Annotated in this window: 12 protein-coding genes; 3 read left to right on the top strand and 9 right to left on the bottom strand. The window is 60.2% G+C overall.

Going from position 1 to position 17,775, the window contains the following annotated elements; genetic code table 11:
* Nucleotides 1–161 precede the first annotated feature (161 nt).
* A complete protein-coding gene (gene mltA / locus IE123_RS04505) occupies nucleotides 162–1,121 on the top strand; it encodes a murein transglycosylase A (protein WP_229819588.1) in 960 nt (319 codons plus the stop codon).
* Between the two features lie 33 nt (nucleotides 1,122–1,154).
* On the opposite strand, the gene IE123_RS04500 is transcribed toward mltA, so the two are convergent.
* Nucleotides 1,155–2,987 carry an SEC-C domain-containing protein gene (locus tag IE123_RS04500; protein ID WP_189515448.1) on the bottom strand — a complete coding sequence of 611 codons (1,833 nt, stop codon included), beginning with the start codon at nucleotides 2,985–2,987 and terminating at the stop codon, nucleotides 1,155–1,157.
* 173 nt (nucleotides 2,988–3,160) lie between these two features.
* Between IE123_RS04500 and IE123_RS04495 the strand changes: the two genes are divergently transcribed.
* Both IE123_RS04495 and IE123_RS04490 read left to right on the top strand, forming a co-directional pair.
* A complete protein-coding gene (locus tag IE123_RS04495; RefSeq protein WP_229819587.1) occupies nucleotides 3,161–5,062 on the top strand; it encodes a hypothetical protein in 1,902 nt (633 codons plus the stop codon).
* A gap of 3 nt (nucleotides 5,063–5,065) precedes the next feature.
* On the top strand, nucleotides 5,066–7,021 hold the full coding sequence (locus tag IE123_RS04490) for a DNA topoisomerase III (RefSeq protein WP_189515446.1): 1,956 nt from the start codon (nucleotides 5,066–5,068) through the stop codon (nucleotides 7,019–7,021).
* Between the two features lie 77 nt (nucleotides 7,022–7,098).
* On the opposite strand, the gene IE123_RS04485 is transcribed toward IE123_RS04490, so the two are convergent.
* The 8 genes from IE123_RS04485 to recO form a co-directional block, all read right to left on the bottom strand.
* The gene (locus tag IE123_RS04485) at nucleotides 7,099–7,731 is read right to left on the bottom strand and encodes a superoxide dismutase (RefSeq protein WP_189515444.1); all 633 of its coding nucleotides are present in this window, start codon (nucleotides 7,729–7,731) and stop codon (nucleotides 7,099–7,101) included.
* Between the two features lie 205 nt (nucleotides 7,732–7,936).
* On the bottom strand, nucleotides 7,937–10,660 hold the full coding sequence (ppc, locus tag IE123_RS04480; protein WP_189515442.1) for a phosphoenolpyruvate carboxylase: 2,724 nt from the start codon (nucleotides 10,658–10,660) through the stop codon (nucleotides 7,937–7,939).
* Between the two features lie 111 nt (nucleotides 10,661–10,771).
* Entirely contained in the window at nucleotides 10,772–11,608 is an 837-nt protein-coding gene (gene mazG / locus IE123_RS04475; RefSeq protein WP_189515440.1) for a nucleoside triphosphate pyrophosphohydrolase, read from the bottom strand.
* Nucleotides 11,609–11,639: 31 nt separating this feature from the next.
* On the bottom strand, nucleotides 11,640–13,907 hold the full coding sequence (relA, locus tag IE123_RS04470; RefSeq protein WP_189515438.1) for a GTP diphosphokinase: 2,268 nt from the start codon (nucleotides 13,905–13,907) through the stop codon (nucleotides 11,640–11,642).
* A 22-nt stretch (nucleotides 13,908–13,929) separates the two neighbouring features.
* On the bottom strand, nucleotides 13,930–15,303 hold the full coding sequence (locus IE123_RS04465; protein ID WP_189515435.1) for a TRAM domain-containing protein: 1,374 nt from the start codon (nucleotides 15,301–15,303) through the stop codon (nucleotides 13,930–13,932).
* A 2-nt stretch (nucleotides 15,304–15,305) separates the two neighbouring features.
* Nucleotides 15,306–16,202, bottom strand: coding sequence for a cysteine synthase CysM (cysM, locus tag IE123_RS04460; protein WP_189515433.1), 897 nt, complete (start codon nucleotides 16,200–16,202; stop codon nucleotides 15,306–15,308).
* Nucleotides 16,203–16,272: 70 nt separating this feature from the next.
* Nucleotides 16,273–17,052, bottom strand: coding sequence for a pyridoxine 5'-phosphate synthase (gene pdxJ / locus IE123_RS04455; RefSeq protein WP_189515431.1), 780 nt, complete (start codon nucleotides 17,050–17,052; stop codon nucleotides 16,273–16,275).
* 11 nt (nucleotides 17,053–17,063) lie between these two features.
* The gene (gene recO / locus IE123_RS04450; RefSeq protein ID WP_189515429.1) at nucleotides 17,064–17,774 is read right to left on the bottom strand and encodes a DNA repair protein RecO; all 711 of its coding nucleotides are present in this window, start codon (nucleotides 17,772–17,774) and stop codon (nucleotides 17,064–17,066) included.
* Between the last annotated feature and the right edge of the window lies 1 nt (nucleotide 17,775).

The raw sequence follows: 17,775 nt of genomic DNA, 5'->3' as shown, positions 1-17,775 counted from the left end.
CTGCCAGAATGTCTCGCCCTCAGGGCCTTTCATCGTTGCCACATATTGTCTGCCGGGGAGCGTGCCTTGTACTTGCGGGCGTGCTTTTGACGGCCTGTTCCACCGGCCAGTCCGGTTTTCAGCCTGCGAAGACACCGCAATATTCCAACGCGAAAACGCCCATGCAGCCTACCAGCTGGCAGCATTTGCCCGGCTGGCACGATGACAATCTGCTCAGCGCCTGGAGCGCCTTCCAGACCAGCTGTGAAAAGCTTTCACGCAAGCCTGACTGGGCCTCGGTCTGCAACGATGCCCGCCACGTCGACCCGCTGGATAGTCGCGCCATCCGGCGCTATTTCGAACAACGCTTTACGCCCTTCACCCTGGTCAACAGCGATGGCTCAACGGTCGGTACCATTACCGGCTATTACGAGCCCGTCCTTCGAGGCTCTCGTACCCGTCAGGGCCCCTATCAGGTACCGCTCTATCGCAATCTAGGCAACAGCAGCCTCATGGCCGCCAGCCGCAGCCAGTTGATCAAGAGTGGCGTATTAAGGGGCCGCGAGCTGGTGTGGGTTGACGACCCGGTAGAAGCCGCCTTTTTGCAGATCCAGGGCTCGGGGCGCATCAAACTGGCAGAAGGCGGGGAAATGCGGGTCGGATTTGCCGGCGCCACTGACCAGCCCTTTCAGTCCTTTGCCCGCTGGCTGCTCGATCACGGCGAAATCACGCCGGCCCAGGCCACCCTGCCAGGCATCAAGGCGTGGGCCAATGCCAATCCGGACCGGGTACAGGAAATGCTCAATGTGAACCCGCGATTTGTCTTTTTCAGAGAACTCGACAGTGGCCACAAGAGCAACGATGGTCCAATCGGTGCACAAGGCGTGCCACTGACGCCGGAGCGCAGCATTGCCATCGACCCCAAAGAGATTCCGCTGGGCGCACCGGTGTTTCTTTCCACGACGCGTCCGCTTTCCAACCAGCGCATGCAGCGTCTGATGCTGGCTCAGGACACGGGCAGCGCGATCAAGGGCACCGTGCGCGCCGACTTCTTCTGGGGCCACGGTGATGAAGCCAGCCTCAACGCCGGACGCATGAAGCAGCCCGGCCAAATGTGGGTATTTTTACCCAACCGTCAGTAGGTTTGATAGCAGTATGCCCGAGCGGACAAGGCCTTATTCGGCAGGCATTCGCGATCTGGCATCCACCCAGCGAAGCGCCCCCTGAGTGGCTACCCAGTGGGGCCTCATGAGCACACGGTACTGCCAGGCCTCGGCACGTGAGCCCGGGATCGGCGCATTGCCGGTGACGGGTTCTCGCCTGGGGTTATCACGCACCAGCAGCTTGAGCATCCAGGGGTTGGCCTGCTCTACCATGGCCAGCGCCTGCCTGGCCTCTTCAAGGCGGGCGAGACGATAAAGGGCCAGCGCCTTGCCCAGCAATAGCCCAAGCCAGAGCTCATTATCGTCACTGTTCTGCTCGATCTCCTCGATCAGGATCAGCGCCCTGACATTCTGGCCATCGCTCAAAAGCTGCTCCAGCAAAAGCTCGCGTAGCCCCATGCTGTCTTCGCCATCGAGGCGAATCAGACGTTCCGAGAGCTGTCTGGACTGTTCACGCGCACCGCGCTCCATGCCGATAATCAGCCCGAGCCCGAGCCGGAACAGAATATGATTGTCGCCATCTCCCCAGACGAAGGGACTTTCGGCCGCCTCAATGGCGACGAGCCAGCCTTCAAACCGCTGTGTCAGCGGGGCAAAAATGGACTGGAACATCCAGGGCAGATTGCCGAAACGCCCGGCCAGCGCCATGGCAAGCTCCTGCAGGATGGCAGGCGTCGCCAGCCATTCGGGGTGAAGACACAGCGCATCAAGCCAGGGGCGAGCGTTCTGCCAGGGATCGCCCTGAAGACCGCTACCGGGCGCTTCTTCATTTTCCGTTGTGAAATGCTGCTGCCACATCTGGTAGCGCGCGTGATCCAGATCGCCCTGCTGATATTCAAGCCGCCCGTCAGCATTGATCAGAAGGGAAAGCCGTGAGGCACCGGAAAACTCGCGCAGAATTCTGGTCAGGGTATCCAGGGGTTCGGCCAGTTCCTCATCGGCATAAATCATCTGCTCTGCCAGCGTGGCTGCAGGATCTTCTGCCAGCTGCTCGAGAAAGTCCTGCTGATCCTCATCCAGATCGCTGCGCTGGATCAGCCGACGACGCCAGAAATCGGCCCTGGCGCGCGCCTGCTCGGGTCGCCCCTCATGCAACAGCAGCATGCTTTCAAGATAGGCAAGCGCCGGCTCGTTGGGCATGGTTTCAAGAGTTCGGATAAAGGTCTCCCGGGCACTGGGCAGGTCATCACTGTCCAGATACCTCAGACACAGTCGCTTCAATGCCGCGCCGCGAAGAAATCCGGGGCCATACTCGACGGCACTGTCCGTCAGCGCGGCCTTTTTGCGAGTAAAGCCACGCTCCTGATAAAGATCACTCAAAAGCTCAAAGGCAGGCTCACTTTCCAGCGGCAGTCCTTCCCAGTCCGGGTTATTGAAAAGCGCTTCCAGAATGGTCTGGGCGCGTCCAAGCTGACCGCCCTCGGCGCTGACAATACCGGCCTCAAGCAGGGCCTGAGCAGGCACCTCATCGGACGCCAGTGCCGCATGCAGCACCTTGCCGCGAAGGCGCTGCAGTAAAAGCATCCACATCAGATGCGGCGGTACCTGCCCAGGCAGCAATACGCCTGCGCAGCAGTCGGCATGACGCTTGCCCGAGTCACACCAGCAGGGTTCCTGAGGCTCGGGCTCCGCCAGCGTTTCAATACGAAAGCCAAGACGCTGCAGCGGCATCTGGTTCCATAGCACCGGCGCCAGCGCCTGTGCCAGGGACACATCGCCACCCAGCAGATCAGCCCCCTCCTTTCTTGCCCAGCCCATCAGTGAGGGATAACGCTCTTCACGACGTATGGCGTCAAGCGCCCCTGTCGAAAATCCAAGGAGTTGGTCAACCCAGGCTGCCAGCATATTGTTCCTCCACCATGATCACGCTTATGCTAGCACGCTGACTGCATGCGTCTCATGATAACGCCATCCTGTCGCCTCGCTGATGTCGCGGATATGACCTGGCAAGCTCCTCTGTACATGCCCTGAAGCAGTCCCTGCGAGTCTGCGCCCACTTTAGTTCCGGAAATACCTGCTTGTTCTCACCCCGCTCACTGTTCAACCGACGCCCGAATCCCGATGAGCCCCGCGTTCGTCTTGAGCGCGAAGGCCGCGACCGCATTCGCCAGATTACTCAGGCGATGGACAAGGTCCCCTGGACCAACAGCGCCATGCAGATTCTGTGGGTCAGCGGCCCGGTGACCCTGCTGGGCGCCTGGGTTGGCTATCTGCTCGGCTACGGCCGCGGGCCGTCGATGGAGAACTATGTCTTCTTCATCAGCTATGCCCTGATTACCGGTCTTGCCGGTATCATTGCCAATTTCGCGCATCATCTGACCCGAGGGCGCAAGCATGAACGCGCCGCTGCACGCGTGTCGCAGGTACTCGACACCCTGCCCGAACTGGTGCTGATCACTCGTAACCTGATCGTTGAAAGCCTTGAAGGAGATGCTCGCCGGCGCGAGGCAGCTGCGATGCTGCTGCGCAAGCACGATCTATCACCTGAAGGGGTAGAACTTGCCGCCCTTGAGCTACTTGATGATGAGGAAAGTGCCCGACGCATCTCACAAATCGATGTCTATCGGCGCATCGGCATGCAGTCACGCATCCGCGATCTGGTGGCCCTTTATCGTGATCATATCGACCCGCGGCTCAATGAGCTTGCCGATGTAGCACCGGAAGCCATTTCCCTGCTGCGGGACAGGTTTGCAGGACAGGCACCCGATCTGCACCAGGGGGTCCCGCGGGATGAGAACTTCATCGAGCGCGTACTGGCCGCCATCGAGCAGGACAATGCCCTGCTCATGACGCTGCAGGACGTCGAGGAGATGATCATTCTGGCCTTTGAGTTGCTCTGCGGCCGTCGTATTCCCATGCTGACGTTTGAGTACCGCGGTCGCTGGGACCTGGCGCGAGCACTCGACGCGCTTGAACAGACACGCTCGCGCTACCGCATCCAGCAGGCCACGGGACTTTCACGCCTCAAGGCGTTGACCGTCTATCTTGCCGAGCAGTCGGGTACCCTGGTCGAGGATGCCGCGGCAGGTCTTCGCGCCGAGACCCTGACGGCCCGCTGTCGTCAGGCCATGGACGCGCTGTCTGAACAGATCGAACACCTCGCCAGCGGCGTACAGCATGGACGCAGTGACCTGCGCCCGGAGCTGCGAGAGCGCGCCGATATTCTGACCAATGCCCTGAAGCTTTTTCGAAGCGTGCAGGAAAACTATGGTCAGATCGCGCGCAGCCACGCCACGCTTATCCGTCATTCCCAGCGCTGGGAGGCCATTACCGATCAGATGAACGACAAGGCCACCCACCTGCAGGTTGGCCCGGGCAAGCGCGGACTTCGCATCCATGAAAATCATATTGCGCTGACCGATGGCGAAAAGGCTCGCGTCTGTCGCCATCTGGCGCGCTATCTCAACGACACGCGCGCTGACCGTGAACGCTCGCGTCAGCATGACCATACCGGCAACGACACTTCCGCCAGCGGCGATATTGAAATGGCCAAGCATCTGGCCATCGAAATCGCGCTCGCCCTTGAGCCGCATATTCATCTGTCGCGCCCGGAAGTTCAGCGTGCCATTAACGCCACCAATGCAGCCTACTTCGGGCATCTGGAACCGGACCTGTCTGCTGCGGCCAAGGCGGCACTGGGTGCAGCCATGGTCAATGAGATCAATGATGATCTGTCACGCAGTGCAGAATCACTGGCCATCGCACTGGTGCGCCACTACCGGGTAGCGCTGGAACCCGAAGCGATCGACTTTCTAATTCGCCAGTACGGTGCTCGCCCCTCAACAATGAACATCCTGTCCAATATTGACCAGACCGCCCATCGCAACATCAGCCTGCTCAGCCAGCGTCCGGCAGGTATTGGCACGGCCCCAAGGCGCTGGTACAGGGCACTGATCAAGGCCAAGAGGGCCATGAACTAACATATGCAACTGATTATTGCCGAGAAACCGTCGCTGGGCCGCGCCATTGCCGCAGCACTGCCAGGGCGTTTCAGCCAGACGGAAGGGGCATTGAGCAGCCCCGACATTACGGTCAGCTGGTGTTTTGGCCACCTGCTCGAACAAGCCGCTCCTGAAGCCTATGACGAACGCCTCAAGCGCTGGCGGCTGGATGACCTGCCCATCATTCCCTCGCAGTGGAAGTTGATCCCTCGCCCGAAGGCACGCGGTCAGCTGGCCATCCTGCGCCGCCTGATCAAGTCTGCTGACAGTGTCATCCATGCCGGTGACCCTGACCGTGAGGGCCAGCTGCTGGTACAGGAAACCATCGAGCACCTGGGCTGGAAGGGGCCTGTCAAACGCCTGCTCATCAGCGACATGAATACACCCGCCGTGAAGCGGGCCTGGCAGTCGATTGAGGACAACGCGCGCTTTCAGCCGCTTTATCAGGCGGCCCTGACCCGCTCAAGAGCCGACTGGCTGTATGGCATCAACCTGACCCGGGCGTGGACCGTGACCGGCCAGCAGGCCGGTATCAAGGGTGTGCTTTCCATCGGGCGGGTACAGACGCCGCTGCTGGGGCTGATCGTGCGTCGCGATAGAACCATCGAGGACTTCCAGCCGGTCGATTTTTATCCACTATGGGCTGATTTTGCCACGCGCAATGGCACCGTTCGCGCCTGGTGGCAACCAGGCGACCAACATCGGCTGGACGATCAGGGTCGCCTGCTGGACCCTGCCCCCGCCAGCGCGCTGGCCGCAAAGCTGCCCGGACAGCCAGCCGTGATCGAAAGCGTTGAACAAAAGCATCAGCGACAGAGTGCGCCGCTGCCCTACTCGCTTTCAACGCTTCAGATCGACGCCGCCCGACGCTATAAGATGTCGGCGCAGTCGGTGCTGGATTGTGCCCAGCGCCTGTATGAAAGACACCGCTTGATCACCTACCCGCGCTCGGACTGCCGTTACCTGCCGCGCGACTATCTCAAGGGCATCGAGGCCACGTTGCGCCATGCCTGTCAGGGCGATGATACGCTCGGGCAATGGCATGCCGGCGTCGATACCACGCGCGTGTCACGCGCGTTCAACGACAAGCAGATCGGCGCTCATCATGCCATTGCCCCCACCGGGCAGACACCGCGCTTTCAAACACTGAGCCTGGAGGAGAAAAACGTCTATACGCTGGTGGTACGCAACGTGCTGGCGCAGTTTTATCCTCTGTTTGAATATCGTGATACCCGCGTCACATTTGAAGCTCTCAAGGAAAGCTTCATGACAAAAGGCCGTGAAATCCTTCAGGTGGGCTGGCGGGCGCTTTTCAATACCCCCGATGAAGATGCCATTTTACCGGCAATGACCCAGGGCGATGACGCCCGTGTTATGCAGTGCGAGATGCAAACGCGCCAGACACGCCCGCCCGAACCCTTTACCGATGCCAGCCTGATCAATGCCATGACGCATGTGGCGCGCTACGTGACCGATGACGCCGTACGGGCAACGCTCAGGGAAACGGATGGGCTGGGGACAGAAGCCACGCGGGCCAGCATGATAGAAACGCTGTTGACGCGGGAATATGTCTATCGACAGTCAGGCACTATCCGCGCGACCCGGCGTGGACGGGGGTTGATTGATGCCCTGCCCGAAAGCCTTTCCGGCCCTGAACGAACGGCGCTCTGGGAGCAGCGACTCTCGCGGGTGCGGGAAGGCACCGATTCTCTGGAATCCTTTCTCGGTGACATGGCAGGCGAGCTGAAAACGCTGGTCAGCGCCGTCGATGCCGGGCGTCTGCATCAGGCCATGCAGCAGGCCGGCGGTGAGCAACCCGATGCTGCCTCCGCCAGCCGCAAAAAGACCACGACACGACGCAGTAAAAGTACGCAGCGTACCACCGCCCGCACGAGTCCCAAACGACGTCCTTCAAAAAGTCGCAGCACGAAGCCATAAGGCAGGCAATAAAAAACCCGCATCAGCATTGGCTGATGCGGGTGGCCGACGAAGCGAGCTGTCAGCGCACGACGTGCTTATTTGGCAGCGTTGTAGCGCTTCTCGACTTCTGCCCAGTTCACAACGTTCCAGAACGCCTTGAGATAGTCAGGACGACGGTTCTGGTAGTTCAGGTAGTAGGCGTGCTCCCACACATCGACACCCAGGATCGGCGTGGCATCGTGGCCGCCATAGGTCGAGGACGCCAGCGGGCTGTCCTGATTGGCAGTGGAGACGATTTCCAGCTTGCCATTTTTGACCACCAGCCATGCCCAGCCGGAACCGAAGCGGCCCTTGGCGGCGGTTTCAAACTTCTCGGCAAAGGCTTCAACGCTGCCAAAGGTCTTTTCGATGTCATTCATCAGCGTGGGGAATTCTTTCAGACCACGCGCGTTGGGCGTGAGAATTTCCCAGAACAGTGAATGGTTGGCATGACCGCCGGCATTGTTGCGAAGCGCGGTGCGCTGCTCTTCAGGAACGCGGTCCAGCTGCTTGAGCAGCTCGGGCGCTTCAAGACCAGCCAGGTCTTCAGGAATCTTTTCCAGCGCAGCGTTTGCGTTGGTCACATAGGTGTTGTGATGCTTGCCATGGTGGATTTCCATCGTCTGCGCATCGATATGGGGTTCGAGTGCATCAAATGCATAGGGCAGTTCGGGAAGCTTGTAAGCCATGGGCAAACTCCTTGTTCGCTCGCTGAGCGGGTTTAAACCAACGATTGCACGCACTGCCTGCAATCGTCATGAAAGTTGATGATACGGGAAATGACATCCACACCCCGTATGCGTCCTATAAGACATTAGGTGGCAACACGGGCTTTTCAAGGCCAACGACACAATTCTTTATTGATCATTGGTGTCATTGACCTTTCCAGCACATTTAACCTGTGTTGCGAAGCCCTGCCGAAATACCGGCCATGGTGACCATCAGGGCGCGCTGCAGATCTGCAGAGATATCCCCGCCATGTTCCCGGCTTCGATACAAAAGCTCTGCCTGCAGGCCGTGCAGCGGATCGATATAGGGATTTCGGATATCCACTGCCTGGCGAATCATGGGCGCATGTTCCAGCAGATGCTCCTGCTCTCGGATGTGCAAAAGCGTCTTTTCAAGCCCCTGCAGACGCTCTCTTAGCGAGGTACCCAGTGCCCGAGACGCCTCATCCTCGATCAGGCGCTCCTCGTAATAGGCATTGATGTCGGCATCGGCCTTGGCCAGCAGCATTTCCAGCATGTCCAGGAAGGTGCCAAAGAAGGGCCATTCGTTCATCATTTCGCGCAGCCGCGCCATACCCTGCTCGCTTTCGCTACGCTCGGCAAAGGCGGCGTCGCTGCCCAGCCATGCCGGCAACATCAGACGCGTTTGTGTCCAGGCAAATATCCACGGAATGGCCCTGAGCGTTTCAACACCGCCCGTGGCACGGCGTTTGGCAGGCCTTGATCCCAGAGGCAGTCCCGCCAGCGCCGTTTCCGGTGTCACGGCGCGGAAATAGGGCACAAAGGCCGGATCCTCCCGCACAATGCCCGAGTACACCTGATGCGCCCGTGAGGCCAGATGATCCATCTCCTCGCGCCAGGCCTGCTTCGGCGTGATTGGCGGCAGAAGCGTTGCTTCAAGCACCGCACTGAGATAAATCTCCATGGAGCGTACGGCAATACGCGGCTGGCCGAACTTGAAACGAATCATCTCGCCCTGCTCGGTCACCCGCAGGCTCCCCTGCACGGAACCCGGTGGCTGGGAGAGAATGGCCGCATGCGCCGGGCCGCCCCCGCGCCCTACCGTGCCCCCACGGCCGTGGAAGAGCGTGAGCGTCACGCCATGGCCATGACAGACCTCGACCAGCCGCTCCTGAGCCCGATACTGCGCCCAGGCCGCCGCCAGCTGGCCGGCATCCTTGGCCGAATCCGAATAGCCGATCATCACTTCCTGACGAGCATCGATCAGCGCGCGATATTCCGACATGCTCAGCAGGTCATTGATCACGTGGCCGGCACGGTCGAGATCGTCAAGTGTTTCAAACAGCGGCGAGATGGGCAGGCTGACCCGGCCGCCGACGGCCTTCATGAGCAGCGCCACGGCCAGTACATCACTGGCCTGACCTGCCATGGAAATCACATAGGAACCCAGCGCCTCGCTGTACTCCGAACCAATAACCCCAAAGGTGTCGAGTACCTCGCGAACGTCATCCGAGCAGGGCCACTGCGCGGGGATCAATGGCCGGGGCGAGTTCAATTCACGCAACAGAAATTCGCGGCGAGCCGACTCATCCCACTCGGCGTAGTTGCCTACTCCCAGATACCGGGTGAGCTCCTCGAATACCTGCGTATGACGCGTGGACTCCTGACGGATATCCAGGCGGGTCATGGTGGTGCCAAAGCAGGCGACCCGACGCAGGGTGTCCAGTAGCGCCCCATTGGCAATCATGTCCAGACCACAGGCCATCAGCGAGTGGTAGCAGGCTTCCAGCGGGGCCTGCAGCGCCTCACGGGTGTCGACCGTGGGCCGCTCACCGCTCCAGCCATGCCCTTCCCAGATCATCTGCGCCTTGTCGCGGGTCGCCGCCAGGCGCTGCTCAAGATCGCTGAGCACCTTGCGGTAGGGCTCTGGACAGGGGCCGCCGGCCAGCTCGATCAGCTCCGGTGTGGCCTTCCACATCGACAGCTCAAGCCTTAACTGCTCGACATCCCGTCGAAAGCTTTCAGCGGCACGATGGCGTTCAAGCAGCAGCACTTCCCGGGTGACTGCCGAGGTTACATTCGGATTACCGTCGCGATCACCGCCCATCCAGGAGGCAAACCGAATGGGCGCAGCTTCCAGCGGCAGGCGACGACCGACGCGCGCCAGCAGCAGTTGATCCAGCTCGCGATAAAAGGTCGGCACGGCCTGCCACAGCGACTGCTCGATGACCGCCAGCCCCCAGCGTGCCTCATCTACCGGCGTCGGCCGCTCGGCGCGTATCTCGCTGGTATGCCAGGCCTGACTGACCAGCTCGTTCAGACGGCCCTGCAGCTGCTCCATTCGCTCGGGGTACTCTTCACTGCCGCTGAGCTCGCCCAGACAGTTGTTGATAGCGTCATATTTGCGAATCAGGGTACGCCGGACCACCTCGGTAGGATGAGCGGTCATGACAAGTTCGATCCGCATGGAGGCAATACGCTCGATCAATGTCTCACCGTCGTGCCCGGCCTGGCTCAGGCGCTCAAGCAGGTCATCCAGACGCGGCTGGGTACCGGGACGGTAGTCCTCGACACGGCGAAAACGACCGCGATAGTGCTGCTCGGCAAGGTTGGCCAGATTCAGAAACTGATTGAAGGCACGCGTGACCGGCAGCATGCGCGATTCCGGCAGGGTACGAAGGTAATCGATCAGTTCGGCGCGGGCGCTGGCATCCTTGCGCCCCTGCTTGGCCAGTGCGCGGATTTTTTCAATCTGATCCACAAACTCGGTGCCCAGATCATCGGCAATGGTATGTCCCAGACTATCGCCCAGCAGGCGCACATGCTCACGCAGGGAGGCATGAAGCACGTTGTCTTCCAGCGCATTATCGTGATCAGGGATAGCCCCTGAAGAGCCACCTTCAGGGACAGAAGAGGAAGCGTGTTGCATGAATGACTCCGCGAGGCACATGACAGGAAGCAAGAGCCTGACGCGCTCGGGGAACAACAACAACACTACATAAACGACTTGCGACCAAAGTCGATAATGACTTTACCCTGATCAGGGCTGCTCACGCTCGATACGCTTGGCGTCCTGCCAGTGGCGCTCCAGGGTGTCGAGATCGGTATTATCGATAGGTTGCCCACTGGCCTGAACGGCCTTCTCGACATGACGAAACCGGCTTTCAAAACGCTGCCCGGTACCGCGCAGCGCCTGCTCCGGATCAATATTCAGATGGCGGGCCAGATTGACGACAGCAAAAAGAAGATCCCCCAGCTCGGCACCCATGTTCTCCTGGTGCCCGGCCTCGATTTCAACCTCAAGCTCGGCCAGTTCCTCGCGAATCTTCTCCAGGGCGCCGCGATGGTCCGGCCAGTCAAAGCCTGCCCGAGAGGCGCGACCGGAGAGCTTTCTGGCGCGCGACAGTGCCGGCAGGGCCAGTGGAATATCATCCAGCAGCGACGTGGCCGCGCGCGCCTGACGCTCGTCGGCCTTGCGGCTCTCCCAGCGCTGCCCGACCGCCGAGGTATTCACATCGGCTGCCGCCACGCCCTGTCGACGCGAGGCAAGATGCCCGTCGGGAAACACATGCGGATGGCGCGCAATCATCTTGGCTGTCAGCACGTGGACGATATCGTAAAAATCGAACCGGCCTTCTTCGTTGCCGAACTGCGCGTAGTAGACAATCTGAAACAGCAGATCTCCCAGCTCGCCGGGCAGCTCATCAAACGCACGACGTTCGATGGCATCGGCCACCTCGTGTGCCTCTTCAAGCGTATGCGGCACGATGCTTTCCCAGCGCTGTGCGACATCCCATGGACAGCCTTGCTGTGGATCGCGCAGGACCTGCATCAGCGTCAGCAGATCATCCAGCGTGTAGCGCTGTGGCTCTTCCATCGAAATAACCTTATCCCCGAAAATTATCCATCTATGAAGACGCTCGTATGCCACCGCCGCCCTGACGCAGCCGACGAATATCGGTCACATTGGTCAACTGTCCGATACGATTGACCACGCGCGAGAGCACATCCAGCCCCGAGACCTCCAGCGTGATTTTAAGCGTGGCCATGTGATCATCACGATTGGTCATCGTATTGACCCCAAGCACGTTGACCTTTTCATTGGACAGGATGCCGGTCACATCGCGCAGCAGGTTGGAACGATCCCAGGCCTTGATCTCGATATCCACCGGATACTGGATGGGCTGCTGCTGCCCCCACTCCACCTGCACGATACGGGCCGGCTCCTCGCTTCGAAGCTGCAGGATATTGGGGCAATCCTGACGGTGCACCGTGACGCCCCGTCCCTGGGTGATAAAACCTGCGATGTCATCACCGGGTACCGGATGACAGCAGTTGGCCATCTGGGTCTTGAGATTGCCGACTCCCAGTACGGTAATGGTATCGGTGCTTTCACGAGCGCCCTGGCGGCGCGGGCGCGCCAGCAGGCGGTCAAGCTCGTCAACATCCTCGGTTTCGCCAAAGAGATGCTGCGCCTGGGAAAGCACCTGCCCGACGCGCAGATCACCTGCGCCGATGGCGGCATACATGTCTTCCGGGCTGGTGTAATTGACCGCCTGCGCCAGGCGCAGACGATCCAGGCGTTCAAGGTCCAGTCGGCGAAATTCGCGTTCCAGCAGAACGCGGCCGTCTTCCTCATTCTGTTCGCGCGCCTGCTGCTTGAACCATGACTGAATCTTGGCACGGGCACGGGAGGTACGAACGTAGCCCAGCGACGGGTTGAGCCAGTCGCGACTCGGCCCGCCCTGGGTAGCGTTAAGGATTTCGACCTGCTGACCGGTCTTCAATCGATAGGTCAGCGGCACGATTCGCCCGTCCACCTTCGCCCCACGGCAGTGATGGCCGACTTCCGTGTGCACGCGGTAGGCAAAATCAATCGGTGTGGCGACCCGCGGCAGGTCAATCACATGCCCTTCTGGGGTAAAGACATAGATGCGATCGGGGGCAATATCGGAGTTGAGCCCCTCGGTAATATCGGTAAGCTCGCCAACCTCTTCCTGCCACTCCAGCACCTGACGCAACCAGGCGATCTTTTGCTCATAGCTGCGGCTTTTGGAGTCAACATCGGTGCCCTTGTAGCGCCAGTGCGCGCATACCCCCAGCTCGGCGTCCTCATGCATGGCAAAGGTGCGAATCTGGATTTCCAGTACCTTGCCTTCAGGGCCGAACACGGCCGTATGCAGCGACTGATAGCCATTTTTCTTGGGGTTGGCAATATAGTCATCAAACTCGTTGGGCACGTGATGCCAGAGCGAGTGCACGATACCCAGTACGGTATAGCAATCGGTCACTTCAGGCACCAGCACCCGCACCGCCCGCACATCGTAGACCTGGGAAAAGTCGATGTGCTTGCGCTTCATCTTGCGCCAGATCGAATAGATATGCTTGGCGCGTCCGGAGAGATCGTAACGCGTGATGTTTTGCGCCTCGAGCAGGCGCTTGAGCGTATCCACGACGTCGTGAATGTAGCGATTTCGATCCAGTCGCTTTTCCGCCAGCTGTTTGGCGATGGTCTTGTAATCGTTTTCGTGCAGATAACGAAAGGACAGGTCTTCGAGTTCCCACTTGATCTGACCAATGCCCAGTCGATGCGCCAGCGGTGCATAAATATCAAAGACTTCGCGCGCTACACGCAGGGCACGCTCGCGGGAACCGTCCCTGACCTGGCGCAGCATGCAGGTACGCTCGGCAATCTTGATCAGGGCCACGCGCACGTCATCCACCATGGCCACCAGCATCTTGCGCAGATTTTCCTGCTGATTGTGCTGGGTCATGGCCTGATCCGGCGCCTGAAGCTGGGAGATGGCAGCCATGCGCAGTACGCCATCGATCAGACTGGCGACTTCCGAGCCAAATTCCTTCTCGACGATTTCCAGGCGGATCAACCCTTCGCGCACGCTGCGATACAGCACGGCGGCAGTGATGGCCTGCTGATCAAGCTTGAGCTCGCTGAGGATATCGGCCATTTCCAGACCGATGCGAAAAGCGGAATAGATATCGCGCCAGGCAGGCTGCTGACTGGCAGCCTCCTGATTGATTTTCGCGGCGAACCGGCAGGCACGCTCAAGCTCGGCCGGGTCCTTTAGCGGGACTTCCCCCTGCAGGTGTGCAATCCAGGTCGTGATATCGACCTGTCCATCGGCATCGAGCGGCTGATCTTCGCGAACCTTGACCATGTCACGCGCTTCCCGTCATGTCTTATGTAGGCTGACGCTCAAGCAGCACCAGCGATTCCAGATGCGCCGTCTGCGGGAACATGTCGGCCACCAGCGCCCTGACCAGACGATAACCACCGTCCACCAGCAACCGTACATCGCGTGCCAGTGTGGCCGGCTCGCAGGAGACATACAGCACCCGTGAAGGCCCGCGCTGCGCCAGCGCCTGACAAATGCCCTGCGCCCCGGCACGTGGCGGATCAAGCACTACGAGTGCTGCATTCTCAAGGTCGGCCGGCGCACTGGATAGATCCGTACAGCGGGCATCAATATGTTCCGAAAGCCCCGCTGCTTCTGCATTATTGCGCAGACGCTGCACCATTGACTCCCGACCTTCGTAGGCGGTTACCCGGGCGCCAGCTGCAGCAAGCGTGAGGGAAAAGTTGCCCACGCCGGCAAAAAGATCCACTACAGGCATGGCATCACGGACTTCGGCCCACGCCAGTACGCTGGCGACCAGCTGATAATTGACCTTGGCGTTGGCCTGGAGAAAATCACTGCTGCGCACGCTGATGGCAGTGCCCTGATCATCCGCCAGCGCTCGATAGTGCGGCCAGGTGTCAGGTCTGTCGTCCAGACGCTCCAGTACTGGTTGCTCACCTTCACCGCAAAGCACACTCAGCAGCAGATCATGCTCACGGGAAAACTGCTGCCAGCGCGCCAGATCACCGGGCACACGGCGAAGCTGACGCAGGGTGATCATGACGACGTCATCGCCCGCTACCAGCTCGATATGCCCCAGGCGACGCGGCGCCTCCAGCGATTCGATCAGTGTGCGCATTGGCTGCAGCAATGTTTCAAGACGTGGCTCGAGGATGGGACACTGCTCAATATTGAACAGTCGATCCTGACCCCGCACCCGATAGCCCATGTGGATGCGGTTATCGCTACCCACACGAACGCCCAGTCGTGCGCGACGGCGATAGCCCCATGCCTCATCTGCCAGCAAGGCAGGTTCGGGCAACTCGATGTCATGGCGTGCCAGATGCTCACGCAGTACCTGTTGCTTGTACCGGCGCTGGCCTTCGATGGCGAGGTGCTGTAGATCGCAGCCGCCGCACCGACCAAAATGCGCGCAGCCGGGCGTCACACGCTCTTCGGAGGCCTTGAGAATCCGACGCACATGCCCTTCATCATAGCGACCGTGCTGGGTATGTATGGCCACTTCGATGTCTTCACCGGGCAACGCCTGCTCGATGAAGAGTATCTTGCCGTCACGATCATGTGCCACGCCGCGTCCGTCATGCGCCAGGCGTTCGATGACGACACTTCCTGCATCGTCGCGTTTTGCGCCCGGTGACTCCAGACGCTTGCGCGTCGCGGGTCGCTTTTGACGACGCTGTCCCAACATGGCCATGATCAGTGCTGCTCCGGGGCGTAAAGACCGGTGGAGAGATAGCGGTCTCCACGGTCACAAACGATAAAGGCAATCACGGCGTTATCGACCTCACGGGCGATACGAAGTGCACCGGCAAGTGCCCCGCCGGAGGAGATTCCGGCCAGGATACCCTCTTCACGGGCGAGGCGCCGCATGTGCTCCTCGGCTTCCTGCTGACCAATATCGAGGATCCGGTCGACACGCGACTGCTCAAAGATGCTGGGTCGGTAGGCTTCCGGCCAGCGCCGGATACCGGCAATGCTGGCGCCATCCTCGGGCTGAAGTCCCACAATCTGGATCGATTCGTTTTTCGATTTCAGATAACGCGATACGCCCATGATGGTGCCGGTTGTGCCCATCGAGCTGACGAAATGGGTAATGTTGCCGCCGGTCTGTTCCCAGAGCTCGGGGCCGGTGGTTTCAAAGTGCGCCAGTGGATTGTCATGGTTGGCAAACTGATTGAGCGGCTTGCCCTCGCCGCGCGCAATCATGTCGTCGGCCAGATCCCGAGCGCCTTCCATCCCCTGCTCTTTCGTGACTTCGATCAGTCTGGCGCCATAGGCGGCCATGGCCTGCTTGCGCTCACTGCTGGCGCTTTCGGGCATGATCAGAATCATCTGATAGCCGCGAATGGCCGCCGCCATGGCAAGGGCAATACCGGTATTACCGGAAGTGGCTTCGATCAGGGTGTCGCCGGGTGCGATCTCGCCGCGCATTTCAGCGTGTGTGAGCATCGACAGTGCTGGGCGATCCTTGACCGAACCGGCGGGGTTGTTACCTTCAAGCTTGGCCAGCAGCGTGTTGCTGCCAACCTGTAGTCGCTTGAGACGCACCAGCGGGGTATGCCCGATGGTGGATTCGATGGTGGGATAATCCATGCAGCGCTCCACAATAAACGGGATGCCAAAAAAGAGCCTATTATAGCGCGGCCCGATCAGCGCTTTTTCTTCAGTCCTGGCGCTCGAACGTGCTGAAGGCGCGCGCCTGTACCATCAGACGCTTCATCTCACGCACGGCCTCGCCAAGCCCGGTCAATGCCGCACGCGAAATAATCGCATGACCAATGTTGAGTTCGTGAAACCAGGGCATCGCCGCGATGTCTTCCACATTGTGGTAGTGCAGCCCGTGACCGGCATTGACGGTCATGCCAAGGGCATGGGCCATCTCTGCGGCAGCGGCAATCCGGGCAAGCTCGACGTCAGCCTCATGACGCGACGCCTCTATCCAGGTACCGGTGTGCAGTTCGATGACCGGGGCGCCTGCATCAAATGCCGCCTGTATCTGATCCGGCTCGGGATCGATAAACAGCGAGACCTCACAGCCGGCTGCCGTGAGCCGCTGGCAGGCTTCCCGGATGCGCTCAGCGCCGCCGACCACATCAAGCCCGCCCTCGGTGGTCAGTTCCTCGCGCTTTTCCGGCACCAGGCAGACATTGGCGGGCTTTAAACGCTCGGCCAGCGTGATCATTTCCTCAACGACAGCCATTTCCAGGTTCAGGCGTGTATTGAGCATCTGCATGGCGAGCTCGATATCGCGGTCCTGAATATGACGACGATCCTCACGCAGATGCATGGTAATGCCGTCAGCGCCGGCCTCTTCACTGACAAGAGCCGCCTGGACCGGGTCAGGAAAGCGTGTGCCGCGTGCCTGTCTCAGTGTGGCAATATGGTCGACATTCACGCCCAGCAAAATGCGTGGTGGCAGGGCATTGGCAACTTGATCCGACATGTTTTTCTCCTTCAGCGCACACCGGTTCGGCGACGGCGCATCAGCTCATTCATCAGTTCACGCGATCGCAGCTCACGACTTCCCAAAAGCGGCGCCAGCGCCTGACGCGTCAGGACCCGCGCAGTACCGGCAAGGCCCGGCGAATCCCAGTTCCCGCGAGCAAGCCAGCCCAGCGCGCGCGCTTCAAAGGCCGGGCCATCCGCTGGTGCCGGGCGAAAACGTTTCAGGGAAGGGTCGTAAAGATAGCGCCCTTCAGGATCAAGCGGTTTGTCCTGCTCGTTAAGAAAGACAGGTTCACTGTCGAGCGCTTCGAGAAGGGTAATCTCAAAACGCCTGAGCGCGCCGCCACGCCGCTCCGGAAAGGGCAAGGCTTCAAGCAGTGCGGCGTAAAAGGCAAACAGGGTGTCAACAGGCAGCGACAGCGGCAATAGTCGTGTCATCAGCTCATTGGCATAAAGACCGCAGATAAGACCCTCACCTGCCAGCATGGCGCCCGGCCCCTGTGACTCGATGATCCTCAGCGTTTTCAGCTCACCCTCGCCCTGCCAGGTCAGATGCAGTGGCGTAAAGGGCTGAAGACGATGCCGCGTACGGCTGCCCGGGCGCATGACACCACGTGCCACGGCCCGAATACGCCCATCATGTAGCGTCAGGATATCCGCCAGCGCACTGGTTTCACGCCAGGCCTGGCGGTGCAGCAGATACGCCGGCTGCAGTTCCATG

This window comes from Kushneria pakistanensis (genome assembly GCF_014652795.1).
Lineage (GTDB): Bacteria > Pseudomonadota > Gammaproteobacteria > Pseudomonadales > Halomonadaceae > Kushneria > Kushneria pakistanensis.
Note: the sequence above shows the minus strand (reverse complement) of the source record. Positions and strands in the feature narration are given on the sequence as shown.